The sequence below is a fragment of the Pedobacter caeni genome (genome assembly GCF_900129215.1).
Taxonomy (GTDB): domain Bacteria; phylum Bacteroidota; class Bacteroidia; order Sphingobacteriales; family Sphingobacteriaceae; genus Pedobacter; species Pedobacter caeni.
Genome location: NZ_FQUQ01000001.1, coordinates 173,879 through 200,605, shown reverse-complemented (window position 1 = coordinate 200,605; position 26,727 = coordinate 173,879). Strand labels below are relative to the sequence as shown.

Sequence of the window (26,727 nt, the reverse complement as noted above, 5' to 3'; positions counted from 1 at the left end):
CTGTTCAACCTATTTAGCTTTTCTAACGCATTTAACATAGGTCCTGAACTTAACCCCAACAGCCGGATTTACATTTTCATCGTAAATAAAAAGCCGGAATTTTTTAATTTCTTTAGTGCTAAATGTCAGCAGATCACTAGCGGTCAGCGTAATAAATGCTGAATATCTATACCCGTCTTTATCTGCGTCTACATCTATTTCTTCTGTAGGTCTTGACCATTTAGTCCCATCAGTAAAGATAATATACGCACCTCTTTTTCTTACATTCAATGTCCCGGCATTTGTATTCAGGCTTAAATAATGTGCAACCTTGCCCTTCTTAACAACTTTATCAATCCCCATTTTATTCATGCGAGTGCCCGAGAACATCGGAGAATTTATGGTAATCTTTCCCGTAAAATCATCTACATATCTTTCAATTCTTGAACATAGCTCCCGCTCGTTATATTTAATCGGGGAAGTCAAAAATGGAAATGCATGTTCATATTTCGCATTGTATACATAGTAAATAAGCTGTTTACTTAATGTATCCTGAAGGACTAAAATTGGATCCTCGAGATAAATCTCGTCGTTATAATCCCCACCCGACCGATTTACAATATTTTGTACGCTAAAAACACGATTCAAAAGGCTGTCCCTTTGTGTACCCAAATGATGTTCTCTTTGCGGATAAATCATCCTGCCATCATAACTTTGGCGGACATATTCCATTTTCTCATAAAAGGAATGATTAAATCCGTAAGTCGCTTCAGGATTAAGCTTCAATAGCGCGCCTTTATAGAACTTAAAGTCATCCGCTAAATAGTTATTGGTAAATTTCTGAGCTGTTGATTTGCCTGCAATAAAAGAAAAGACAAGAATAAAAATGAAATTTTTCATCAAGAGGTTATATTTTCAGCAAAAGTAATCAATCAACAGAAATTAACTAGTGCTAAACAAAGAAACAGAAAGACTCAATATTATTTTAAGACCGTCAAATTTATCCTATAGGAGAATAGCATTAACCCTTTCTCAGAAAAGAAAAATCCAGCTATGAAGAGCGTGTTTTAAAATCAGCAAGGAAATTCTGGCAAATGGAAAAGATGATGAAGAACAGTAACGCAGCATTTAATGGCCAGGATAAATCCTGGCCATTAAATGCTGTTTCAAAAAACGTCTATTTTTCCAGCTGTATCAACCTCGCGTAAATCTCCATCATTGCAGCCTGATCAATTAAAGATTTTTCTTTATTTCTGCCTATCAGGTTTGTTCCATCCCGTTCTTCGGTCCAGATCCGCTGTGCCTCATTCCGGAAAATATTGATCCAATCTTTGTTCTTATCAATCTTGTACAACTCAATACAACCTCTCAAAAGCACCGCATTAAACCAGTAATGACCTGGTAAACGATTGTCCTTAAAGAAATAGCTTTTTGATGCTTTGGCGATCTGCTGTGCTTCCAGCAAATACTTTTTATTATTGGTAATCGTATACAATAAAGCATTGGCCTGAAGCATTGCGCCAGCATTGTACGTATAAAATTTACGGTCAATCTCACCGCCGGGTATCTTTATGTTATCATAAAACAGCCCTTCCGGAGAACGAAGCGTTTTATTGGTCCAGTCATACACTGATAAAGCCGTTTTCAGGTATTTCTTTTCTTTTGTAACCTGATACAACTGCAAGGCAACCAGTACTGCAGGGGCATTGGAACAAGTGTTTTTAGAGGTAAAGTCACCCTCCTTCCAGTACAAACCTCCACCAGCCTTCTCATCCATTCCCGTAATCATATAATCATAGACCATGATGGCATTCTTCAGGTAATGCTGCTCTTTAGTCCGGTTATAGGCATCCAGATAAGCAATCGCGACCCATTGGTTATCATCATAAAAGCGGGAGCTTAAGCGCTCGGCAGTCACATAATCCTGATAAGCCACAGGTAATTTTTCGCTGTAATACTGATCAATGGCTTTCACTACAGGCTTCAGGTGTTCCTGCTTAGGATATAAAACATCCATTTCATTTGCCGCCTGTACCAGCGCACAGAGTGGCCATAACCAGGAATGTGGGTTTTCTTTTTGTACCGCAGCTGTAGTTTCAAAATACAAACCCGTTTTAGGGTCTTTTAGCAGGAGATTGATGTTCTTACTGATGTCCGAAACATATTGCTCAAAACCAGAACCTTGTGCTAAAGCAAATTGTGTCATGGACCCGGCCATGAGCACAAAAAAAGTAAATATAATTCGTCTTCTATTCATCATTATTTCAAAATTCCGGCCGTACTTAATTGTGCTGCCGCTTCTATTAACATCATTCCACTCAGCTGAGTGGTCAGGTCTGTTTTACTTTGTGGAGCTTTGTTCCAGGCCGGACTGATGGACAATCCTGGTCTGCTGATCCCCTGTTTATACAAAGTCTGCGCATTGTATTTCAAAAATTTAATCAGCTTATCTTTGTCCGTTGCCGGAACATCCGGCTCGCTGATCAATAAGCTAAGGTAACGAACCCATACTCCTTTAAACAAACCACCGTCCCCCTGTCCTTCATCTTTCATCAGCCCACCCGGTGCCAGTTCCAGGTCGTTGATGCCGGCAATCGCTGTTTTAACCGCATCATCCAGATAGGCTTTTTCTTTGGTTGTTTTATACAACTCCAATCCCGCTCCCAAAAACAACCCCACATTATAGGTATACTTATTTTTGGAAATCACTCCGGTGCCATCATAATTGATACCATCCCAAACAGTAAAAGTTGCGGGTTCTACTAAGGTGCTTTTGAGCCAGGCATACAGCGTTTTTGCCGTCTGCAGGTCTTCCGGTTTATTCTGCAAACGGTATAACCTCGCTGCCAGAATAATTGCAGGACCATTGGCCGGGGTATTTTTAAAGTTTGGCTTCCCCTTGCTCCATCCCATTCCGCCACCCTGTACATCGGTAATTCCCTTTTTCATGTCTGCCCACAAGATGTTTGTTGCCTGAACATAAGCTTCGTCTTTTGTAGCATCATAAGCCCTTAGTCCGGACAAAGCGAGCCAGCCCATATCATCATAAAAATCATTGGGAAAAGCATTGCCGTTTTGCAGTTTAATGCCATTCAGCAAAGCTTTCATTCTGGACACATAAACCTGGTCTTTGGTTCTCCCGAAAGCATCGGCCATCACATCCAAAACATGCGCATTGGGCCAGTAATGAAAAGTGGTATTGCCCTGGTTGTCCTGTACAAAGTAATTTCCATTTGAGGACAGGTATGTACCATACAGTTGTCTTTGTAAGGAGTCTGCCAGTCCATTATAGTTGTAGTTCGTAACCACAATCTCATCATTATAAAGTGGAAACACTTCTTTCTCGCAGGAATTCAGCAGTATGGAGCCGGCAAATGTGCCGGCTACCATGATCAGTTTGATTAACTTTCTCATCTTATTTAACAGTAACAGTATGGGTATAAACTGATGTTGCATTCAGCTTTAAATTCACATCTACCTTCTTATTGTCTGCGGCTTTGATGAACTTAAATGCAAAGTCATATTGAGAATTGTTTACAGCATTAATGTAAAAATAAGGCGCCGGAGTATCTGCTGTTGGCGGTTGATTATCGCTATTTGCACTGCCCAGCCATTCTGTAGCACTCACTCCTTCCTGATTTTTCACCTTCATTTGGAACTTATAACGTTCGTCCCTACCCCATGATTCCTGTTTAAAAGCAACCGCGGCATCGGTTGCCACAAATTGCCCGTTGTTGGTATATGGGAGCTCAAAAATGACTTTATTGTCGCCACTCAGGAATAAACCAACAGAAGAGATCTCGGTATACGTTACCGAAGCACTATTGAAATCTACTTTAATCCGGTACACCTTTGTTCCACCAGTAGCGGTAATCTGTCCCAGATTTTTAAGGTTTCCATTTTCTGCAGAGAAGGTTTTTGGTGTCCCGCTGTTGCGTTCTGCAAAGTTGTAGGTGCCATCTTTAATCCTGGTATAAATCTCAAACACCCCTGTAGCAGTTTTCTTAAACTGTCGGGCAGTGGAGAGGTCGGCACCTGTTTCAGTCGCCAATCCTGTGAGGTAAAGGTCTGCCGGGATTTCCGAGAAGCCTGCCGGGCGTTCCAGTTCTATCGTCCGCACCTGTGCTGATTGCTGAACATTTATTCCTTTTGAGGAACGTACTGTCCACTTGATCTTTCCAGTACTGAGCGGCTCAATCCCTGCATTGGCAGCGATCTTGTTCAATTCTGCATGAGAAAGACCGAGTTTATTGTATAAGCCATTTCCCTCCGAAGCATAGCTGAACAGGGGATTTGAAAAATCGCCACTGGTCTTGTCAAAGACCACTTCGTATAATACCACCCCATTATCTGCTGCTCTGGCCTGTTCCCACTGGAAGTCCATCGTGCCAGCTTTAGGGTCTAATTTTGCGAACACATTGTTTGCCGGAGCAAAAAGTGTATTTACGGCCGAGACCTGAGTATGATCAAGGCCTTTGTCTTTTTTACATCCTGTGATCACAGATAAGATCAGCAGACATGTGAAGGAAACTTTATATATGAGATGTTGCATGTGATGTTGAATTAATTAAGGTGAATAAATTACCAGCCAGGATTTTGAGAAAGGTTTGCATTTAAAGCTCTTTCGTCCCTTGGCACAGGCCATAAATAGTGTTTACCAGGATCAAAGACCCTTTGATTTGCACGGATATACCCTCCATCAATAGAAGCAGGTCCATATTTAGCCCCATGAGCCCAGCCGTTCAGCACCTGACCGGCCGTTTTCCATCTCCTGATGTCGAAAATACGAAGTCCCTCCATTGCAAGTTCTGATCGTCTTTCTGCACGAATCGCTGTGCGCCATCCTCCTTGTCCCAAACCTCCATTGAAATTAAGGGCCACAGGGTCTACAAATCCAGCCCTGTTGCGCAAGGCAGTTATGGTCTTGCCCCACACATTCGCGTCCATTTCATTCAATTCATTTTTGGCTTCAGCGTACATCAGCAATACATCTGCGTAACGGATCAGCATCAGGTTTAATCCCGAAACGAAATTGGGCAGCGCAGTAGGATCATAATATTTACGCAGGTAATAGCCCGTAGGAGAACTTACCCCTCCGGCTGCATATTCATCCATCTTCCCCTGATCGGGATCCGTTCCTGGTTTGATATAAATCGTTTTGAGGCTCCCATCCGGTTTTTTCCATTGGTAATTGTGGTAAACCAGGGTATAAGTTAATCTCGGATCCCTGTTGATGTAGGGATTCTCCGGGTCATAACCAGAGCCAGATTCGTTGATCTGTTTGCCATTGGCCATCAGATAATTATCTACCAGTTCCTGTGTGGCCGACATTGCGTTTAACCTTGCCCCAACAGAAATTGGCGCTAAATCGAACAGGTTGTTATAGGTCTTGTCTGGCAGAACATACTGCAAATCCAGCAAGACCTCTTTGTTGTTTTCATTCGCAGGAAGAAAGAGTCCTTCGTAAGAAGCAAACAAGCCATAAGTTCCATTGTTGCCATTCATGATCGCTTCGCAGGTGCTGACTACTTCGGACCAACGCCCTTCATACAATAAGACCCTTGCTTTAAGACCTAAAGCAGCTCCTTTGGTGATGCGTCCTTTATCCACCTCGCCATACGCGGTATTTACAGGCAGCGCGGCACTGGCCTCATCCAATTCTCTAAGGATAAATTCCAGGACCTGTGCACGGGGCGTTCTTCCGATTTTAAGCGATTCTTCCAGGCTGATGTCTTTATCAAACAGTGGTACATCACCATACCAGGTCATCAGTTGGAAATACTGGAAAGCCCTGATAAAACGGGTTTCTGCTTTCATTCTTGTTTTCAGAACAGGATCCATACCAGGCACCTTATCTACGTTATCCATAAACAGGTTACAGGTTTTGATCCCCGTATAATGGTCGTTCCATTCATTTTTAATGCGTCCAAGAGAGGCATCGTGTATTCCTGCTGCAATAGAAGCCACTCCTTCCCCATCGCCTCTGCCGCTATATGCGTTATCAGACAAGGCCTCATTCAGGAAAAACCGGTTGTTATTGAACATTTGGGAATAGGCCGTGTTGAGCACCCCATTTGCTTTTTCCGGACTGGTCCAATAGTTCAGGTCCGTAAAACGGTCTTTAGGTACCAGATCCAGCTTCTTACAGGAAGAAACCAGGAAGACCATAAACAATACGGACAGGCTAATTTTTATGATAAATATTTTCATATCGATTCGATTAAAAGGTAACATCCAGACCCATTCCCACGTAAACAGGAGTCGGATAAGCTCTGGCACTATTTGCTCCACTGGTGGACAGGTTATTGCTAAATTCAGTATTCTCCGGATCCAGGAACTTCAGTTTCGAAAGCGTCAGCAGGTTCTGACCCGTCGCATAAATTCTCAGCTTCTGCATCCCCATTTTCTTTGCGATCCGTGGCGATAAAGAATAGCCGATCTGCACATTTTTAAGCCTGGCATAGGCTGCATCGTACAGATAGGCATCAGAGCCCTTTCTAAAATTATTGGTGTTCGACTGACTGCCATTTGCGGCCAACCTCGGATAACGGGCTTCTGGATTAGTAGGTGTCCAATAGTCCAGCTGGTGCTGATACATGACCTGTCCATAGTTGTAATGGAAAGGTTCTACCATTTCCCCGCGGATAAATGCATTCCGTTTACCTACCCCCTGAATAAACACACTTAAATCAAAGTTCTGAAAGCTTAGGGCGTAAGTAATTCCAAAAGTATATCTCGGAAAAGCATTCCCCAGTACAAAACGGTCACGATCGTTGATCACTCCGTCATTATTCACATCCACATAACGTATGTCGCCGGGAACTACCGTTAAACCTTCAGGTGCCGGCCCATTGTTTACTTCGTCGATGTTCTGGAAGTAACCATCTGTTTTTAGGCCGACATAAGAATTGTAAGGCAATCCTTCGCGGATGATGTATTGCATCTCGTCTGAACTGGAGATCTTCTCTCTTCCTTCATAGGCCAACACCTTGTTTTTAGAGTCCCCAATATTAAATCCGATCTGGTGCTTAAACCGTTCCGCATTGACGTGATAATTGACACTAAGCTCCCAGCCCCTGTTCTGCATTTTAGCCGCATTAAAGTCAGGCAATGAGGTTCCAAAGAGACCGGGCACCGTTGGTGGCACAAGGATATCTCTGGTGATTTTATTAAAGTAATCAAATGAAACGGTCAGGTTATTTTTAAAGAAAGAAGCATCAACACCCAGGTTAAAGGTGGCTGCTCTTTCCCAGCGGATATCAGGATTGGCAAAGGTAAATCCGGTACCGCTAACCACTTTATTACCGAAACTATAGGCATTTGGAAAACTAAAATAGGTCGTTTGAAACTGGTAATTACCCACGTTCTGGTTTCCCAGAATACCATAAGAGCCCCTGACCTTCAGATCGCCAAAGCGGTCGCGGTAACCCTGCATAAAATCTTCCTGACTCAAACGATATCCTGCCGAGACCGCCGGAAAAAATCCCCATCGGTTTTGTTTACTAAATTTAGAAGATCCATCCACCCTGAAGTTGACCTCTCCATAATATTTATCCTTATAGGAATAGTTTGCACGGCCAAACAAGGAATTCAGGCTGCTTTCTGAAGTACGTTGATTGCCATTTGCGGAACTGGCATCAATTACCGTTTCGGAAGTTGGCGTGCCCAGCTCCGGATCTGTAAATTTCCGGTAAATGGCCGTTTCTTTATTATCTGCCGATTCATTTGAAATTCCTACCAGGGCTGTCACCTGATGATCTTTGTTAAAGGTTTTATTGAACTCGGCCATAAACTGGGTGTTGATGAACAGGTTGTTATTGTTCACATCATCCGTATTGCGGTCTGATCCGGAAACGCCTTTTGGAAAATAGTTCACCTGTATGGTCCTTGCAAACAAATGGTTTGATGTTAGCGTCCCTCCAATTACAGCCTTCAGTTTAAGGTAATCTGTAGCTGCGAATTCTGCACTCAGACTTCCGAAAAGGTTGTCGTTATTGTATTTTCTAAAGCCTCCATTCCTTAATATCCCTAAAGGATTAAATTCCGACAGCACATCATTGGTCAGGTACCGGCCCTGCTCATCCTGAAGTTTATAAATGGTAGGCACCCTGCCTGCATCCACAATTAAGGTAGAAGTACTGGAAGCATGGTCTTTGATCTGAGATTTTACATAGGATAAGATGCTGTTGAATTTAAACTTACCATATTCATTATTCAGGTTAATCCTGTAATTGTATCTTTTTAAGCCATAATCAGGACCAACAAGGTTACTTTTCTGATCTACGTAACCGACAGAAACCAGATAGGTAGACTGACTCGTTCCACCCGATACGCTGACATTATGGTTCTGTTGCAAGGAGTTTTTCAGGATGGAATTTAAAAACCATTCTTCATCTCCTTTTTCCTGGAAAGCCCTGATCTGGGCAGCATTGTAAATGGGGGTTAATCCAGCATTTACATTTGCTTCATTTCTGAGAATGGCATTTTCATATCCTTTAACCGGTTTATACAAAATATGAGGCACCTGTACACCAGCCATTCCGTTGAGTGTGATTTTCATTCCCGAATCTTTTTTCCCTTGTTTGGTGGTGATCAGTATGACCCCATTGGAAGATCTGGAACCATAGATTGCCGCACTACCAGCATCCTTTAATACAGAAACACTTTCAATGTCTGAGGGATTGAGGAGGTTAATGTCACCACCAACCAAACCATCGATCACCACTAAAGGACTGTTGTCGCCCATTGTCCCTACCCCTCTGATGTTCAGGTTCATTGCGCCACCTGGTTCGGCATTACGCTGCTGAACGATCAGATTGGGAGAAACACCTTGTAAGGCCTGGGTCACATTCATCACCGGTTTTCCTTCGATGGCAGCGGCATTAACCCTGTCCACAGCTCCGGTCAGGCTTGACCTTTTCTGTGTTCCGTACCCTACAACGACCACATCGTTCAATGATTGTACGTTTTCAGTCAGGGTGATGTTCAGTTCGTTTTGGTTATTTACCGGCCGGTCTTCACTTACAAAGCCCAGGTAACTGAACGACAGTGTACCGGAGCCATCAGGAAGGCTGAGGCTGTATTTCCCGTTCTGGTCGGTCACCGTTCCAATACTCGTGCCTTTAAGCCTTACATTGACCCCGGGCAAAGCCACACCTTTGGTATCGCTTACTTTCCCCTTGACGGGAAATGGAGCTTCCTCACTGGCTTTTCTATTTAAAGGGGTAATGGTCACGGTTTTTTTATTGATCTGATAACTGAAGGGTTGCCCTTTCATACAGCTTTTCAGCGCCTCTTCTATAGAAGCATCCTTTAGCGATAAGGAAACGGGTTTTGCCATTTTGAGCAACTGGACCCCATAAAGGAAGTCATAACCGCTCTGTTGCCTGATGTTCAGCAATACCTCTTCCATCGGGGCATTCTCAAAATGCAGACTGATCTTCTGTGCGTAAGTTGATGCATTCACTTGTAAAACAGCAAGGAAAAATATAACGCATACAATTTTGATCATACGGATAATTTTGAGCTTTACACAGGAATCCCACCTGCTTGATGCAGTAATTTTTTTATACATTTGGTCGTTAGGTTTAATTTATATTTGGTTGTTCACGCAATCTTTAAGTTATTCTGACAAGCGATACAGGCCATACTGCTGCAAACGGTATGGTCTTTTTTGTCCGGATAACTGTAATTTTTAGTCCATTACAATAATCCTCCTTCCTTCAATTTTATAATGAATCATACCCGTTAATTCTAATCCTTTCATCAACTCATGGATGTCTTTATCCATGGAATAAATTCCTCCAAATCGTTCCTTGCTCCTGTTTCCATGGTATTCTACCTCCAGGTCGTACCATCGGCCAACCTGTTTCATAATGTCTTCGATGGTATCATCAGTAAACATGAAATACCCATTCTTCCAGGCTACAGACTTATTCTTCAGCGCGGTACTGATGCGGATGTGTTGATTTTCTTTGTTCAGATCGGCCTGTTGCCCTGGATAAAGCAAGGATTGCTGATGACCGGTGTTTACTTTTACAGATCCCTCCAGTAAGGTGGTTCTGATCATTTTTTCATCGGCATAGGCCATCACGTTAAAATGTGTACCCAGGACTTCCACTTCCTGAAAAACCGTTTTTACTTTAAAAGGCAAGCGGTCATTCTTGGCGACTTCAAAATAGGCTTCGCCAGTCAATTCGACCTTCCTACTGTCATTGCCTGTAAAGGAAACCGGATAGGTCAGTTTAGAAGCCGCATTTAACCAGACTTTAGTTCCGTCTGGTAAAAGAACCTGATAGCGGCCACCTTTGGGCGTTTCGATGGTATTGAGCAATGTCCGGTCTGAGGCCACCTGGTCTTTGATCGCATACACCAGCTGTCCATCTCTGTCTTTACTGATCTCCACTCCTGCTTCCTTAGCCAGTTGCCCTATAGCAGCATCGGTAAGTACGATCCGTTTGCCGTTCCCCAGCGTTAAATAAGCTTTATTACTTCCTGGAACAATGGCTGCATGTTTAGCGTACTCATTTTCTTTAACATCGGGATGGGTATATCGGTAAAGAAAGATCCCGACTGCCAGAAATACCAGCGCTGCGACAGCGATCTTCAAAAAGATGTTCTGCAGGGACAATACCGGTTTTACGCGAATCTGTCCAAGCACCAGCTGATCCAGCTTCAGTTTAAGCTCCTGCTGCGGCCCCATTTCAGACTCCTCCCATTCCTGAGCATTCTGGTAGGCATGGAAATATCGGTTGTACAAAGCAAGCTCGGCATCAGTCGCTTTTCCATCCGATACATTTTGTATCAGTTGTTGGTATTCTTCCCTATTCATACTTGGTGTATATGATGTAAGGCACTTGCCGGAGAGCCAGCACCCACGCTGATTTAAAATATTTTTTATATTTTGATAAAACGTTTTTTCTACGCTTCAAAAAAAAGCTACAGGCTAAGGAATACGGAAAGTTTGCCAAGGTTGGTCTTCAACTTTTTAATCGCTTTATTGATCTGGTTCTCCACCGTTTTTTCCGTGATCCCCAGTCTCAATGCAATTTCTTTATTTGTTAAATATTCGTCCCTGCTCAACCGGAACACCTCTTTACAGCGGTCGGGCAGCTCTTCTGTAAAACGGTTGATCATCTCCCGGAGTTCTTTAACTTCTAATTCTTCGTTGGGAAAAGCTGTATCCAGGTCTACTTTAGGAATCGCGTCATAGAAAGAGGCACGTACTTTTCCGCTTCTGAGGTAATTGGCCACCTTATATTTGACCGCAGTCAGCAAATACCCCCTGATAGAATTTACTTCCAGCTGGTCTCTGTGCTCCCAAAACCAGATAAAGACCTCCTGTACCACATCCAGACTACCGGCTTCTTCTCTCAGCACGTTATAGGCCGAGCGGTAGAGTGCAGACCAATGCCGCTCGTAAATTTCCTCAAAGGCCATCTGATTCCCCGATTTCATAGAGATGATCAATTTCTGATCAGTAAAGACTGCGTATGAATTCATGGTGGTAGCTCTTAATGCCTGTGATGGTAGCTACAATTTTAAATAAATATTTTCACATTCCAACGGGCAGTTCGTCCTGCCCCTCAGCAGGATTGATATGGATTAAGCTAATTTATTGATTTAAGTCATTTTAGCCATTTTGTTGTTGTGGTATCTTCAGAGATCATAAAAACCATTGCCCTTTAAGACAGCACGGCACATGATAGCTAATACGCTTTAGTTTTATACATTAGTAATAACCAACAAACCAAAATATAATCTTAAATGATATTTATTTGAGCCTTTAAGGATAATCATTCTGAACAATTTCCGGCGAATTCAAATAAATAGTGATGAAATATGATTTATAAAATGACAAAAATGAGTCTGTTTAACCACATACATATTGACGAGCATTCCTCAACGCCTAAATATTTACAAATTTCGAATGCAGTAATAAATGCGATTGAATCAGGGCTGCTTAAATCAGACGACATCCTCCCCTCCATTAATGAAATCAGCTGCAGGCTCGATATGGCAAGAGACACTGTAGATAAAGGATATAGATATTTAAAAAGTATTGGTGTGCTCATTTCTGTTCCCGGAAAAGGATTCTATGTATCTGATATTAAGCCAAAAGGAAGGCTTAAAGTACTGCTGTTGTTTAACAAACTGAGTACCCATAAAAAAATCATCTATGACGCATTTATAGCAGCACTCGGAACTGATGCCTATGTAGATTTCTATATCTACAATAACAGCTTTACCTTGTTCAAAAAGTTCATCACCGAAAAGAAGTCAGAGAACTATTCACACTTCGTGATCATTCCACATTTTATAGACGGGCATGAGTTTACTCAGGACATCATCAATACCCTGCCAAAAGATAAACTGATCATGATGGACAAGCTCGTTCCTCATGTGACCGGAAATTATGGTGCCGTATATGAGGACTTTGAACTGGATATCTTCAATGCACTCAAAAAAGCACTGAATGAGCTTTCCAAATACCAGAAATTAAAAATCGTTTTCCCTAAGAAAAGCTATTTCCCTACTGAAATTCTGGAAGGCTTTTTGAGTTTTGCCCAGGAGTACGCATTTTCCCATAAAGTAGTAAATGATATTCTGGAGGAGCCTATCGATCATGGCGACGTTTTTATTGTCCTCATGGAGGATGATCTGGTACTTCTACTGGAGCGTATCCTCAACATAAATTTCCAGATCGGTACAGATGTGGGCATCATCTCGTATAATGAAACGCCAATCAAGAAAATACTATTAAACGGGATCACCACAATTTCAACTGATTTTGAATTTATGGGCCTTGCAGCTGCAAAAATGATCCTTGAGGGTCCACTGGAGAAAATAGCCATCCCCTTTAAATACACAAAGAGAAATTCCCTGTAACCGGAAACCATACCCGCCTGATTTGTCATGATCAGTCGCGCTACGGGAAGGTGTATAAAAGCAGCGATTTCATTTGAAATCACTGCTTTTATCAGGTATTCAGAAGGAATTAATTATAGGGTATATAAAGCGTGATCTCGCCCAAAACCATATAAGATTGAGGACCGGATAAACCGACCACCTTAATGTACCTTGCCGCAGACAGATTGGTCATGTTGAAAAACTGCTGATCATTAATTCTACGGTTAAAATCAAAAACGCCCTGATCTATCCAGGTTACATTATCAGCACTGGTAAAGAACTGGATCTTATCCGGAGCACGGTCGTCATCTTTCATTCTGTAAACACCTACCTTATTGATGGAACGCAACACTCCCACATCTATCGTACAATGATGAGGATACCTGGAATTACCCGCATTGGTATGCCAGCGGGTAGTGGCATTGTCATCAATAAAGTTGGTCACTTTGTTTTCATCTCCCGGATGTTCAGATGAAAAGTTAATGATTTTCCATTCCTTTTTATCCAGCAAGAGGCTCTCGTTGGTCACGTATGGCGTATAAAAGAAATCTATCCCTGTTGTATCGGGCAGAAAAAGAGTTCTGTACCTGAACTGGGTACCCACTTTATAATCGTCTACGTTAAACTCATCGATGTTTACGCGGACTCTTTTGCTTTTCAGCTGTCCGTCATTATTGGTGTATTCTATTTCTGTTGCATAGGCACCACTGGCAATATCGGCTGCCTCCCACTTGGTAAACAGCTTATTTGTGGTTCTTAAGAGTGCTCCTTTTAGTGGCCGTGGAAGCAACCTTTCCCGGTAGTTATCTCCATATATTGCACCAGGAACCTCTACCGGCACAGAGGAATTTCCTGATTTATCATAGGTTTTGATGATAAAGGTGTAAAAGCTTTCAGGCAAATTACGGAACATGTAGCTGATCGTATCCTGCTCATTTGATATTGGAATTTCCACAGAATCTGCATAATTGTTCCAAAAAATCTTTGCCTTAATCGTTTTGGGATCTGCGTTTCTGAGCCAATAAATCCGCCCTCTTTTATTTCCCGGCTGAAACCTGGCCCCGTTTGCTCTTCCGGGATAATATTTACCTCCAGGTATCACAAACTGCCTGTAAGTACTGTCCATTTTTTTGCAGGCAGCAAAAATGACACAGCCTATCAGTAAAACGAATAAATAATATAATCTAGTTTTCATTTGAATAGTTTAAGTATTGACCATTTATAATTTTCCCCAGAAGCTGAGCTCTGCAATGGTAATCTGTGATCCTCCACCATAGGTTTCCAGGGTTTTGAAACGCAGGTACCGATAGGCAAGCGGGATCTCTTCCAGTTCAAAATCTTCTCCCTGAGTATGCCCATAATTATTGTCTTCAGCCGTTGCCCTACCCAGCGGTAGTCCTGATGGTTTGAAAGACTTGAATGTCCCCAGCAGCTTCCAGTTGGCAAATGACCCATCTAATCCGGGATCATTGGTCCCCCACAATTCAAATCTTTTAACATTGGCACCGGTATAAGTATAATCCGGATGTCTCTGGTGCATTTTCATCCTGCTGATGACTACCGGTCTGCCGAGATCGAAGGTAAACCACTGAGGGGTATTGGTGTTGTGCCTTGAAGCAAATACACCGTTATCGACCTTATCATCCCACATCCGGTCTACCGGATATTGCGATTCTACTGGTTCATATTCATCTGTCGGAAGTTTCAATCCTTTAAACGGTTTCGGGACTTTCTGTTCAAATAAAGGCGTAATCGTTTTGACCAGGCTTTCTGATTTGTTGTTCCATCTGTCCCTCAGGTAAACCGAAAACTTCTTTGGCGTGGAGCTCAGTCCTCTCACCGAAAATGTACCTGCAATCGTCTTGGTATAAAAGGTCTGGATGGGTAACAAAACATCATTGCCCACCGTGTCTGCCATAATTACAATCGCCATATTCGCTGCAAACTCATTCTTCAGCTTTATCTTGATCCCGCCAAAGCCCGGGTCCACAACCAAATCCTTAAATGAACTTTCGATCGGTGGTGTAAGCGGATGTACTTTTACCTCAACCGGTTCAGAGGCTTTTTCATTTTTTCCTACGCTATAGACCTTTACCGTATACTCTTTTGTATCGCCAAATCCTTCCAGCTTGAGTGAATCGGTATAAAAGGAGGATTTGCTTTCTCTGAATACGCCCTCCTGGATCTCATATACTGCCTTCACATAAGAAAGGTTCGGATCTGCGGGCAATTTGTAGGTAAGTATTGCCCCTCCCGGTTTACTTTCAGATTTAATACTGTTTACCTGTGCCGGAGCAGGTCCATCCGGATCGATATGATCCAGCCTTTCTTCTGTTTTACATCGAGACAGCAATAAAAGTATACATGCTGCTGCTAAATATGCTGTTCTTTTCATGTTTTTAAGTTTGTAATTACCATCCTATGTTCTGTACCAGGTTTTTATTAATTAAGAGATCACGATCCCTGATTGGCCAGAAATAATCCTTAGTACTAAAATTTTGCACAAACAATACTCTCCTCCTATAATAATAATCCGGGTTAGACTGCTCGATATCCCATCCTTCTACGGGTTTTCTATATTCCGGAATGGCTTCTTTCCATCTTCTGATGTCCCAGAAACGGGATCCTTCGAAGGCCATTTCTATCAGTTGTTCCTGATGAATGATCTGCCGCATTCCGGTTTTAGAAGCATATTTTGAAGGATTTGTAGAATAGTTTTCCCATGAAAACTGTACTGTTGGAAGCTTAGCCCGATCCCTGACCTCATTGATGTATCTGAACATTTCTGCCTGATCTCCATCTGCCTCATTTAATGCTTCGGCATAGAGCAGGTACAATTGTGCAAGTCTGAAGATCGGCCATGGATATTCTGTCACCTTGTAATCGCCAACACTGCTTCCCTGCACGTTTTCCCAGTTCACATATTTCTTTACATAATAACCGGTTGGTGAGCCATAATCTGCCTCTACTTTTCCGTTAGGCTGCCCTTTTCTTGAAGAGACAAAGAAGAGCGAGTTGGGGTTTCCATCGTCCTCAGAACCTTGTCCGTACCAGACTCCGCCATCAAAACCCAGGTTTGCATAAAAACGGGATTCTCTGTCAAAATTTAAAGCCGAACTGACATAATCTTTTCGGATGTAGCGCTCCTCTTTTGCAGTAGCCGTCCGCAAAACTAATTTTCCGGGATTCCAGGTTTTATCTTCAAAGATCGGAACACCTTTATCGGAATAGAACAGCTCTGCCATTTTTATAGGTGGTGCCAACTCCGAGATGATCCTTGGATTGTCCAGATACCTGTGGTCTACTTTTACAGCAGCCACCTTCTGGGTCAGGTTGGAAATACTTTGGGTATTGGCCCAAATGATTTCCTCATTCCATCGCTCGGCAAATGCATTCCTGATACTCAATCCTGTTCTGGTAGAATCCGAGAGTTTAAAGCGCGGAACCGGGGGGTTAAACTTATAGAGCCTGTTTCCTGCCCTTTGGCAAATCGCGATTGCCTCCTTACAGGCAGCAGCAGCCTGAACCCATTTTTCAGGAGATATTGTTGGATTAAATAAGGCTGTTCCATCATTATTTTTTAAAGAGGACATCTCTGCATTGCCATTAAAAAGCGGACTGGCAGCAGTGACCATTATTTTTGCTTTTAAGGCATAAGCTACCGCCTGAGTAATTCTGCCCAGCATTTTATTTCTGTTGCCAACGGTTAAAGACAGGTCTGTTTTGGCTTCATCCAGAAGGCTTACCATGTATTTGAAACAACTGTCTACCGGAGCTCTCGGAACCTTTGTATTTTCAATATCCTCGTCTATCTTAAAATTTTCCTTAAGCAATGGCACCGGTCCATACATTCGTACCAGGTAAAAATGATAATAAGCTTTAAGGGTTTTAACTTCTGCAATCCATTCCAGCTTTTCCTGTGCAGTGAGGTCCGGTACTTTTTCTACATTTTCCAGAAAAATATTGCAGTCTCTGATGGCCCTGTACATATTACTCCAATAGTAACCTGCGATGGGGTCAACAGTTGCCTGTCCGCCTCTGGCTAAACCCTCAAAAATATAATGGTTAAATTCAGGCCGGCCAGGCTGATAAATTGCCCAAAGCTCGTCACCTCCAAGTATAGCAGGATCGGCACCCAGATCACCATCTTTTGGCATATAAGAGTAACAGGTATATAAATACTTCTCTGCTTCAGAGCGCATCGTGAAGGCATTGTCAATGGTGGGGATATTGTCCGGAATTACATCCAGGTACTTTTTACAGGAGCTGGTTATAAAAAGTACAGCGAAGATGATGCTGATACCGATCCGGCGTTCTTTTTTAATATTTCGCATGACTAATATTTTAATTAATTGAAGGTGATATTTAAGCCCAGATTGAAAACCTTCTGAACCGGGTAGCCCAGGCCATTTCCTGACATCTCTGCATCCCACATCTTAAATTTGCTCAACACCAGCAAATTAGAAGCGCTGGCATACAATCGCAGGTTCGAAACACTCAAACGTTCCAATAACCGCTTTGGCAGGGTATAACCCAGTTCTACCTGTTTCAGTCTGAGGAAAGCCCCGTTTCTCATAAACCAGGTGCTTTGATTGTTGTTATTTGCGTTTAGTGTCGGACTTAACCTTGGCCATACTGCATAAATATTTCTGTTGTCTTCAGACCAATGGCTATCGGCATAATCTTTTAACAACTGTGTCTGGTTATTGAAAGGTGAGGTTGCTCCCTGATCTATCCAGAAAGACTGATTAGAAGAACCTTGTGCAAAGGCCGAAAGGTCGAACTTCTTGTAACTAAAAGAGAAGCCAAATCCGTAGATGACTTCCGGGACGGTTGGATTGCCAATCGGTACTTTATCTGCTTCATTGACCTTGCCATCACCGTTTACATCAAGGTATTTAATATCACCGCCACCATACTTACCTGAAAATTCCTGTTTAGGAGAATTCAGAGCATCATTGTCGTCGATAAACAATCTTTCTGCAATATATCCGTATTCCTGTTTGATAGAACGGCCAATTCTCGATCTGTAGGATTCCGGATAATTGGGCTCTTCGAAGGATACAAATTTACTTTTTGCATAGGTCAGGTTGCCACGTACAGAGATCCACATGTCTTTCGACCAGCTGTGCTGCATGTCCAGGGAAAGGTCTACCCCACTGCCCTTGGCTTTTCCAAGATTCGCCTTTGGTATAACTGCTAAGCCCACATTGTCTGGTATCGCAGAGCGATCCATCAAAATTTTGTCCCTGTTTTCGGTATAATATTCCACGATCAGATTAGCCTTACCAAACAAACTCAGCTCCATCGCAATATTTTGCTTTCTGGCCACTTCCCAGGTGATCTTATCATTGGCATACCTTCTGATCAGCACGCCCGGTCGGAATTCGTCCAGGTCTTTACCGAACCTTGCACCCCTGTTATTATTGTTTAGGTCTACATTAGACAAATAGAAAAACCTGTCCCGCTCGTCCCCGATCTGATCATTTCCGACCAGACCGTATGTGTATCGAAAACGTAAATTAGAAATAACCTTTTTTAAAGGTTCAAAAAAGCGCTCATTTGATACGCTCCATGCTACGCCGGCAGAAGGGAAAAATCCGTACCTGGTGGACTGTGAAAAACGTTCTGATCCGTTGTACCCAAAGTTAAACTCGGCAAAATAACGCCTGTCGAACGCGTAGGTGGCACGTCCGGAAAGTCCAAGATTCCTGAAGGGCAGGGATTGCTGGAGATCTCCGGCATTGGCATTCAGGCTTTCCCTGGTGATAAAAACCAACAGCCCGCTAACCACATTTTTCCCAAAAGCACCACCATAGTTCAACATCGATTGGGTATCAAAAGTAGACCTCAGGTCTTTTGCACCTTGTTCAAAACCCAGATATTCCGTTCCGTTCTCGTTAATCTTAGACACCTGATACTGATCCGTAACACTGTCATACCCTGCAAGCTGATAATAGAATGGATCGTATCCCCGCCTGTATCCAAAGGAAGCTGTTCTGGTAAGGTTTGCCATCGACCTGACCGACAGCCCCTTTAGAATCGCATCCAGTCCCTGTTTTACCTCAAACTGCGCCAGCATTTGCGACCTGGATTCATCCTTATATCCCCTAACCAGATCTACATAAGGATTTAAATAAGCATTGTCCTTACCATAGTTGCCAAACATAATGTGTTTTACAAATTTATGCTGCTCATCTATGGGATAATAAGCAGGAAAGAGTACCGGATTAGAGCGGACTACCCGCCTGTACATTTCCTCTCCTCCTTCCAGAGGCCCGTTATAGTCATCAAAATTACCGCTTAGCCGTACAATCAGTTCTGTAGATTTGGTGAGGTCAATATTTACATTGGAGCGTAAAGTATAGCTCTTCAGGTCGATGTTGTTGTTGAAATTGTTTTTGTTGTCTACTTTCAGGACGCCATTGTCTTTGTTATAAGCACCGGAAACAAAATACCTGGCCACTGTTCCCCCTCCGCTCACATTAAGATTGTAACGCTGGTTGAGTGCATAATCCTTGAACAATAACTTTCTCCAGTCGTTTGCCGGATAAACCAGGGGATTTTTACCTGCCGCCGTATTGGCAATCTTTTCCTCAGTATACAGCAAAGTTCCCAATGGGTCTCTGGTCGAAATGGCTTCATTTGCAAGCTTCATATAAGTTACAGGATCTGCAAATTCCACATCACTTGTAGAAGTTGAAGCAGAGTTCTCGGCACGGAAGGAAATCTTTGCTTTCCCTGCCACCCCCTGTTTGGTGGTAACCAGGATTACCCCGTTTGCTCCTCTTGCGCCGTATAGTGCGGTTGCAGTAGCATCTTTCATGATGGAAAAAGTAGCAATATCATCAGGCTGTAACCGGGCCAGATCTGTGGTGCTTAGTTCCACCGCGTCAATTAAAATCAATGGTTTTGTATTGTTACCAAAGGTGGTGATCCCCCTGATAAAGAAATCTGCATTGTCTCTGCCGGGTTCCCCACTTCGCTGATAAGCAATCATCCCGGCTACTCTACCAGCTAAAGAAGTGGTTAAATTGCTGGAAGGTATTTTTAAATCACCTGGTCTTACCGTGGTAATGGAACCGATCACACTTTCTTTTTTCTGAACCCCAAAGGCCACAACGGATACTTCTTCGAGTTCACTTTTCGGATCAGGTAAGAGCTTTACGTCTATGGTCTTTTTTTCTCCGGCCGTGATTTTCTGGCTCAGGTAACCAATGAAAGAAAACACCAGTACTTCCGCATTGCTGTTGCTTTGGATGGTATACTTTCCTTCAGCATTTGTGACCGCTCCCCGCTGTGTTCCCTCGATCTTAACGGTAACACCCGGTAAGCCAGCTCCCGACTCATCGTAAACAGTACCGGTGATGATCCGCTGTATGGTATTCCCAATATCAGGTGTCCTTTTAGCCGAAATTTGAGTACTCAGCAAAAGAGACACCATGAGCATCAATATTATTCTCATATCTTATTTAGTTTATAGGTTTGTAGATTACAGAGCTGGTTAGTGCTCCATCAAATTAGGGAGACTGAATATGACAAGTACTGTTTATTTCATAAACACACTCCTTCCCCTGACAAGGCTTAGATGACCCATTCGCATAAATATTTGGTTATATAATTGGTTTTTGTACAATGATATTCCAAACTGTCAGGTTCGGCAACAGGTACTGTTCTGCTCCAAACAGACAAATAAGTAATCCTCCCCTATGAGAGGTAAACTTATGATTATGAAGATTTTGTTGAAATGAGGGCGGTGTCTGTTTACCGTATTGATACTGATAGCGCGTAAACCAGCAGTTTATGACCGCCTTTGGATCTTTCTATTTGCTAAAGATCCACTTTAATATCTGGGCGATATTTCGGGCATCATCCATTCCACGGTGATGTGTTCCATCAAGGGGAACTTTAATCATTTTCAGGGCACCGGACATTCCTATTCCCTTTTTAAGTCTTTTAGTTTCAGAAAAAAGAACCTTCACATTAATGTGATCTTCTGACATCGGATAGGCCACATTAAAGCGCCTGCATTGTTCGGTAAGCATCGTTCTATCGTAACCGCCATAACTTGCCCAGGTATACTCTGCAGCGTTATATTTCTCGCTCAGTATAGTGCAGGCCTGTGCTAAAGTTATTCCCTCAGACTCCAGCATTTCGGCAGTAAGAGAAGTGAGTTTAGTGCAAAAAGCACTTACTTCGGAATGCACGGGTTTTAGTAAAATCCCTTCATTTTGCGTTACTTCACCTGTTTCCCTATCGAGGATACAAACCCCTATTTCGATAATTTCACTGTGTTTTCGTTGGTATTCGCCGGTACTACCTTCCCAGCAGGTGGATTCAAGATCAATGATAATGATCTTATTTGTTGTATTCATATAAGCGTTGAGCTATTAATTAATAAAGAACAAACATCTGAATAAAAAAGCACAATCTGAAAACCTGAGCGCTGCCTGCCACTGATTGTCATTATGGTTATTAATCAGTATTGGCCTGCCATGTAGTACCCTCTAAATTTGCCGGATAAATAAGATGTATGGTTATCAATTCAAAACAACAAATGAAAAGAATTATTTTAAGTGTGGTTACCTTCGCAATAGCGCAAACAGGCTTTGCTCAAAGTCTCGAGAAGATGCAATGGTTTAATGAGCCTCAAAAATGGGAGATCAAAGGCAATGCCTTAAATATGGCGGTAACTCCTCAGAGCGATTACTGGAGAATTTCCCATTATGGCTTTACAGTTGATGATGCGCCATTCTATTACAGTACTTATGGTGGTGAATTTGAAGTAAAAGTGAAAATAACAGGGAATTACAAAAACCGTTTCGATCAGATGGGATTGATGTTACGTACAGATCATGAGAATTACATCAAAGCAGGAATCGAATTTGTAGATGGCAAATACAATCTAAGTACCGTAGTGACCCATAAAACGAGCGATTGGAGCGTAACCACATTGGATAAAGCACCCGAATTTATGTGGATTAAAGCGGTAAGGAGACTGGATGCGGTTGAAGTATTCTATTCTTTTGATGATAAGACCTATACCATGATGCGGAATGCATACCTGCAGGACAACAGACCGGTAATGGTTGGCTTTATGGCTGCTAGTCCGGATGGAAATGGCTTCAATGCCAAATTTGAAGGTTTTACAGTAAAACAATTACCCGATCAGCGAAGGATGGAATGGTTAAAGAAAAATGCAAATCAATAAGAAGTTAAAGGTATAAAATAGCAGGACCCTTTCCCTCAGTGATGCGGAGAAAGGGTCTTGCTGATATCAGGAAAAAATAGCTTTTATCCGCTCCGCAATCTTAATCATATCATTAGCCTGAAACCTAAAGGCCGGTCCTGAAACACCAACAACCGCCGATATTCGCTTCTTGTACAGATAAGGCACGGCGATGCAATTCAGGTCTTTTTCATATTCTTCCAAATCCATAGCATAGCCCTTTTCCAGGATTTGATTCTTTTCCTTTTCCTGCTGTATTATTTCAGTTTCAGTCATCCCCTGTCGGGAAATTCTTGACAGATCGGGTGAATACGCCATAAAGACCTTCCCAATAGCCGTGTGTTTCATTTCCAGCTCCCTGCCCAGTTCCAATGATATGCGTACACTTCTTGACGGTTCACTTTTAAGTTCATATCTAAAATAACTACCCAACTGAATGGCCAGATAAGCCGTTTCCTGTGTCTCGTTACTGAGCATTTCCAGGACAGGTTTTAATTCTTTTTTGATTTGAAACAAAGGTAAATCAGGTAGAAAGAGCTGGTTGATTTTTGGGGAAATGCGGTAACGGGGTGATGCTTCATCCTGTTCCACATAGCCCATTTCTTTCAGGGTATTTAAAAAATTGTGAACCGTAGTGTTCTGCAGACCCGTAGCGGCAGCAATATCATTGAGCCGTACCAGGTTTCCATTGCCCGCAATGTATTCCAATATATCGAAGGTTCTTTTGACTGACTGTATCATTTATTCACCATTATTGAACTAATTGATGTTTTTAGAGATTTCATCTCCCTGTAGTTCAAAAATAATAGATTTTTGGACGATAAAAGAAAAACAATATGAATAAGAAAACAGCAATCATCACCGGTGCTGCGGCCGGAATTGGTAAAGGCATTGCTTCTGTTTTTGCCAGAAAGTGCTACGACCTGATTTTAGTAGACCGCAATCCATCCAGGCTTGATGACGTAAAAGAAGATTTCCTGAAACTTAATCCCACATTGAATATTCAAACACTGGCAACGGATCTATCCACTCCGCATGGCAGAGAAACACTATTCGGACAAGCTCCGGTGGCAGATGTATTGGTCAACAATGTCGGTTATTATGAAAATGTGGATTTCTTTGAGTTGGAAGATGCTGACTGGCAAAAAATGCTCAACCTGAACTTTATGATAGGAATGCAACTGTCTAAATTCTACCTCAGGAAGATGCTGGATAAAGGAAGCGGAAGATTGATTTTCATTTCCTCTGAATCTGCTTTAAATCCCGATGTGGAAAAAATTCATTACTGTGTGGCAAAAACGATGTTATTAAGCCTTTCCAGAAACCTGGCAGAGCTGACCAGAAATACTGCAGTAACGGTTAATTGCGTACTTCCAGGCCCAGCCTTGACCGCAGGAACAGAAAAATTCATTACCTCCCGCTACCATCCCGATTTGCAGGAAGCAGAAAAACAATTTATGGCAAGTCGCCCGACTTCAATAATCGGAAGACTCGTTCGTCCTGAAGAAATAGGAAATGCAGTTGCATTTCTGGCAGATGAAAATTCCGGAGCAATCAACGGAAGTAATATCCGTGTAGAAGGAGGTATCGTAACAAGTATTATTTAGAATATTAACACTCATGAAAACAATTAAAAGAAACTGCATCAGCCTTGAAATGGCGAATCACATGATCGATAAGGCCATTGAAGAAGCATCAAAAGATCACTTTTCCATTGTAGCATCCGTTGTCAATAAAGAAGGCATTTTGATCGCATTAAAGAAAATGGATCATGCCTTAACCGGTCCTGTTGATGTAGCGATTAAAAAAGCAAGAACAGCTGCTTTGTTTGGATTTGATTCAATGGCTTTTGGCGAAATTGCTCAACCCGGACAGCCGATTTACAGTATAGAAAACACAAATGGTGGAATGATCAGTTTTGGCGGAGGGGTAACGCTGAGGCAAAATGGAGAAGTAATTGGGGGCCTTGGCATTGCAGGTGCATCTGTTGCTGATGATGAACGAATTGCACAAATAGCAGCGAAAATATGTACCTAAGATCTCCAATGTGATTTAACCCGACAGAAAATAGTATATTAACGGCGGTAAACCCTGATGTTTATACGAATGCTCATGAACGAGGACATACAACGCTATAATGATGCTCAGTTGGCTGCAGATATTGAAATTTGCAATCTGTTATCCACCGGAATTAATCATAACCTTACAGAAGCAGAAAGTAAAATCTGGCATGCGCATCCGGTTTGGTTTATCAATGGGAATCCCATTGTTGGCTACAGCAAACTTAAAGCCGGTATCCGCCTGATGTTCTGGAGCGGTGCTGATTTTGAGGAAACAGACCTGAAAATAAACACCGGTAAATTTAAAGACGCTTCCATTACCTATACTGCGGTAGAACAGGTTAATCTGGACGATCTTGCCCGCTGGCTTGAAAAATCAAGGGTGATACAATGGGATTACAAAAATGTGGTAAAAAGAAAAGGCGTTTTAATCAGGTTATGAAACGATCATAAGTATACCACTTACAAAAAACAATGAAAAAAGTATTAAGCGGAATCCCAACATTGTTATTAATGGCGGTAGGTCTAAGCCTTTTGACGGCTATATTTTTAAACAACTTCATCATTCCTCTTTTCCCGGTTTTAGTCGCTGTTTTGGTAATTTACCTGACCAGATCCAAGCGTATACTATTAAAAACAAAAGAAACACCAATTTCCAATCTTACCGGAGGTCTGGTAAAAATACAAGGAACTGTGGAAGCACCGGGAATTCTGGAAAGCCCTTTTTTTAAAGAGCAATGCGTTGGTTATAACTATGAAAAAGGAGAAGTTCATTATTACGATGACGGCAATGAGCAGGTAACCATCTCTATGCGGAAAAATGATTTTCAGGACTTTTATCTGATGAACAAAACGGGCAAAATAAAAGTAATTGCAGCCGACTTAAATCTGTCTTTGTTGCCTGCACAAATAAAAACCATTCACAGCCTTAAACATACAGAAAACGACATCAGACATACCGAAAGAACATTGAAAAATGGTGATTTGATTCATATTCTGGGGAATGCAATAGAAACTAACCACAACGAGTTCGAGTTGAAGGCCCTGCCCGAAAGCCCCCTGGTAATCAGTACCCCGGCTATAGAAAGCCATACTCAAAAAGGATTTAGAGCAATTCGTCATTTATTACCTTATATCGTACTGATTTACCTCGCTGTAAACTATTTTTTGTTTTTTGCACCTGTCAAAGTACAGCTGGGGCCAAATAAGGGGTTTATCATTTTCAGCATTTTTGGAATGCCGGTATTGGCGCTTATTTTTGCTGCAATAGGCAGTAAAATGCATGGTGCTTTCAAGTTTTTTTTTACTAGCCTTGCAGGCATTTGCATTATTGTTACGCTGCTGGCTTCCCCCCTGTTATGCCTGCTGCATATGACAAAAACCGAATTTTACCGAATGTTATGCATTTGGATAAGTATATTTTTATGTACCACCATAGCTACAATAATGAACTACAACAGACTGGATGAAATTTTTGTTAGAGATGAAAGAAATATTAAACGGAATTAAGAGTTTGGTGTTAAGCTTCGCAGGACTATGCCTTGCGATCACTGTTTTTTTTACCCCCTTTATCATCCCCCTTTTCCCTATTATGGCCGCTGTCTTTGTAATTTATTTTACCAGGACACAGCGTAAACTATTAAAAACAAAGGAAACGCCCATTTATAATCTTACCGGAGGTCTGGTAAAAATACAAGGAACTGTAGAGGCCCCTGAGGTTTTAGAAAGCCCCTTCTTTAAAGAGCAATGCATCAGCTATAGCTATGAAAAAGCGAAACTTTTGTATAGTGATGAGGGGGAGGATTATGTAGCGAGTGCGACACAAACAAATAAATTTCAAGACTTTTATCTGATTAACAAAACAGGCAAAATAAAAATAATTACAAATTATTTGAATCTGTGGATGTTGCCTCCACAGGTAGAACAAGTACGAAAGATCAGACATACGCAAAGAACGCTAAAAAATGGTGATCTGATCAATATTCTAGGCTATGCAGTGCAAAATGAGGAACGGCGGTTTGAGTTAAGGGGACAGCCTAAAAAGCCATTGATTGTCGGCACTGTAGATATTGATTTCCGTACCCAAAAAGGACTTAACGCTATTCGGAATTTATTACCCTATATCATACTGATGTACATCGCTGTAAACTATTTTTTGTTTTTTGCACCTGTCAAAGTACACCTGGAGAAAAACACGCCTGTCATTCTTTTTCTTTTCTTTGGAATGCCAATACTATCGATCCTATTTACCATGGCAGGCAACAGGCAGAGTGGCGCATCCAAGCTTTTATTCTCCAATCTGATGGGCATTTGTATCGGTATTGCCGTGCTAACTTTCCCCTTATTGTGCCTGCTCTTTATTACGGAAACCGAATTCTACCGGATTCTATGCATTTGGGTTAGCGTATTTTGTTGCACCATACTAGCTGCAATCATGAATTACAACAGGCTGGATAAGATTTTCCTTAAAGACGGATCTTCCCGTTATAAATAAAATATTTTACTAAAATCTATTTCAAGTAACCAGGATGCTACCTTGTAGATCTGCAC

At 42.1% G+C, this 26,727-nt stretch carries 21 protein-coding genes; 7 read left to right on the top strand and 14 right to left on the bottom strand.

The features are described 5' to 3' along the window. Window positions 1-9: 9 nt before the first annotated feature. The 8 genes from BUC20_RS00790 to BUC20_RS00755 all read right to left on the bottom strand — a co-directional run bounded on the left by BUC20_RS00790 (window position 10) and on the right by BUC20_RS00755 (window position 11,481). Window positions 10-879: a hypothetical protein gene (locus BUC20_RS00790; protein WP_073226175.1), complete on the bottom strand. Its 870-nt coding sequence runs from the start codon at window positions 877-879 to the stop codon at window positions 10-12. A 277-nt stretch (window positions 880-1,156) separates the two neighbouring features. Beyond that, window positions 1,157-2,239 carry a glycoside hydrolase family 76 protein gene (locus BUC20_RS00785; protein WP_073226174.1) on the bottom strand — a complete coding sequence of 361 codons (1,083 nt, stop codon included), beginning with the start codon at window positions 2,237-2,239 and terminating at the stop codon, window positions 1,157-1,159. Continuing rightward, entirely contained in the window at window positions 2,239-3,393 is a 1,155-nt protein-coding gene (locus BUC20_RS00780) for a glycoside hydrolase family 76 protein (protein ID WP_159441026.1), read from the bottom strand. The genes BUC20_RS00785 and BUC20_RS00780 overlap by 1 nt, the downstream gene beginning before the upstream one ends. A 1-nt stretch (window position 3,394) precedes the next feature. Next, the gene (locus BUC20_RS00775) at window positions 3,395-4,531 is read right to left on the bottom strand and encodes a SusE domain-containing protein (protein WP_073226171.1); all 1,137 of its coding nucleotides are present in this window, start codon (window positions 4,529-4,531) and stop codon (window positions 3,395-3,397) included. 29 nt (window positions 4,532-4,560) lie between these two features. Continuing rightward, window positions 4,561-6,189, bottom strand: coding sequence for a RagB/SusD family nutrient uptake outer membrane protein (locus tag BUC20_RS00770; protein WP_073229312.1), 1,629 nt, complete (start codon window positions 6,187-6,189; stop codon window positions 4,561-4,563). A 10-nt stretch (window positions 6,190-6,199) separates the two neighbouring features. Further along, entirely contained in the window at window positions 6,200-9,490 is a 3,291-nt protein-coding gene (locus tag BUC20_RS00765) for a TonB-dependent receptor (protein ID WP_073229309.1), read from the bottom strand. A 183-nt stretch (window positions 9,491-9,673) separates the two neighbouring features. After that, on the bottom strand, window positions 9,674-10,810 hold the full coding sequence (locus BUC20_RS00760) for a FecR family protein (RefSeq protein WP_073226169.1): 1,137 nt from the start codon (window positions 10,808-10,810) through the stop codon (window positions 9,674-9,676). Window positions 10,811-10,917: 107 nt separating this feature from the next. Continuing rightward, window positions 10,918-11,481, bottom strand: a complete 564-nt coding sequence (locus BUC20_RS00755; protein WP_073226167.1) for an RNA polymerase sigma-70 factor — start codon at window positions 11,479-11,481, stop codon at window positions 10,918-10,920. A 360-nt stretch (window positions 11,482-11,841) separates the two neighbouring features. Here BUC20_RS00755 and BUC20_RS00750 point away from each other — a divergent pair, with 360 nt between their 5' ends. Beyond that, window positions 11,842-12,867 carry a GntR family transcriptional regulator gene (locus BUC20_RS00750; RefSeq protein WP_317042748.1) on the top strand — a complete coding sequence of 342 codons (1,026 nt, stop codon included), beginning with the start codon at window positions 11,842-11,844 and terminating at the stop codon, window positions 12,865-12,867. 109 nt (window positions 12,868-12,976) lie between these two features. Here BUC20_RS00750 and BUC20_RS00745 read toward each other — a convergent pair whose 3' ends face one another. The 5 genes from BUC20_RS00745 to BUC20_RS00725 form a co-directional block, all read right to left on the bottom strand. After that, window positions 12,977-14,083 (bottom strand): DUF4998 domain-containing protein, encoded by a 1,107-nt coding sequence (locus tag BUC20_RS00745; protein ID WP_073226161.1) that lies wholly within the window; start codon window positions 14,081-14,083, stop codon window positions 12,977-12,979. A 24-nt stretch (window positions 14,084-14,107) separates the two neighbouring features. Then, entirely contained in the window at window positions 14,108-15,283 is a 1,176-nt protein-coding gene (locus BUC20_RS00740) for a DUF5000 domain-containing lipoprotein (RefSeq protein WP_073226159.1), read from the bottom strand. Between the two features lie 16 nt (window positions 15,284-15,299). Next, window positions 15,300-17,222 carry a RagB/SusD family nutrient uptake outer membrane protein gene (locus BUC20_RS00735; protein ID WP_073226156.1) on the bottom strand — a complete coding sequence of 641 codons (1,923 nt, stop codon included), beginning with the start codon at window positions 17,220-17,222 and terminating at the stop codon, window positions 15,300-15,302. Window positions 17,223-17,236: 14 nt separating this feature from the next. Beyond that, entirely contained in the window at window positions 17,237-20,353 is a 3,117-nt protein-coding gene (locus tag BUC20_RS00730) for a SusC/RagA family TonB-linked outer membrane protein (RefSeq protein ID WP_073226153.1), read from the bottom strand. 358 nt (window positions 20,354-20,711) lie between these two features. Beyond that, window positions 20,712-21,263 (bottom strand): 3'-5' exonuclease, encoded by a 552-nt coding sequence (locus tag BUC20_RS00725; RefSeq protein ID WP_073226151.1) that lies wholly within the window; start codon window positions 21,261-21,263, stop codon window positions 20,712-20,714. Between the two features lie 182 nt (window positions 21,264-21,445). Between BUC20_RS00725 and BUC20_RS00720 the strand changes: the two genes are divergently transcribed. Further along, on the top strand, window positions 21,446-22,099 hold the full coding sequence (locus BUC20_RS00720; protein ID WP_073229308.1) for a DUF1349 domain-containing protein: 654 nt from the start codon (window positions 21,446-21,448) through the stop codon (window positions 22,097-22,099). Between the two features lie 66 nt (window positions 22,100-22,165). On the opposite strand, the gene BUC20_RS00715 is transcribed toward BUC20_RS00720, so the two are convergent. Then, window positions 22,166-22,858: an IclR family transcriptional regulator gene (locus BUC20_RS00715; RefSeq protein ID WP_073226148.1), complete on the bottom strand. Its 693-nt coding sequence runs from the start codon at window positions 22,856-22,858 to the stop codon at window positions 22,166-22,168. 95 nt (window positions 22,859-22,953) lie between these two features. Here BUC20_RS00715 and BUC20_RS00710 point away from each other — a divergent pair, with 95 nt between their 5' ends. The 5 genes from BUC20_RS00710 (at window position 22,954) to BUC20_RS00690 (ending at window position 26,671) form a co-directional block, all read left to right on the top strand. Beyond that, window positions 22,954-23,724 carry an SDR family NAD(P)-dependent oxidoreductase gene (locus BUC20_RS00710; protein WP_073226145.1) on the top strand — a complete coding sequence of 257 codons (771 nt, stop codon included), beginning with the start codon at window positions 22,954-22,956 and terminating at the stop codon, window positions 23,722-23,724. 13 nt (window positions 23,725-23,737) lie between these two features. Beyond that, entirely contained in the window at window positions 23,738-24,154 is a 417-nt protein-coding gene (locus tag BUC20_RS00705) for a GlcG/HbpS family heme-binding protein (RefSeq protein ID WP_200800865.1), read from the top strand. Window positions 24,155-24,229: 75 nt separating this feature from the next. After that, on the top strand, window positions 24,230-24,619 hold the full coding sequence (locus BUC20_RS00700) for a DUF1801 domain-containing protein (protein WP_073229302.1): 390 nt from the start codon (window positions 24,230-24,232) through the stop codon (window positions 24,617-24,619). A gap of 32 nt (window positions 24,620-24,651) precedes the next feature. Further along, window positions 24,652-25,686, top strand: a complete 1,035-nt coding sequence (locus BUC20_RS00695) for a hypothetical protein (protein WP_073226142.1) — start codon at window positions 24,652-24,654, stop codon at window positions 25,684-25,686. After that, window positions 25,661-26,671 carry a hypothetical protein gene (locus BUC20_RS00690; RefSeq protein ID WP_073226139.1) on the top strand — a complete coding sequence of 337 codons (1,011 nt, stop codon included), beginning with the start codon at window positions 25,661-25,663 and terminating at the stop codon, window positions 26,669-26,671. Before BUC20_RS00695 ends, BUC20_RS00690 begins: the two co-directional genes overlap by 26 nt. Window positions 26,672-26,727: the final 56 nt, after the last annotated feature.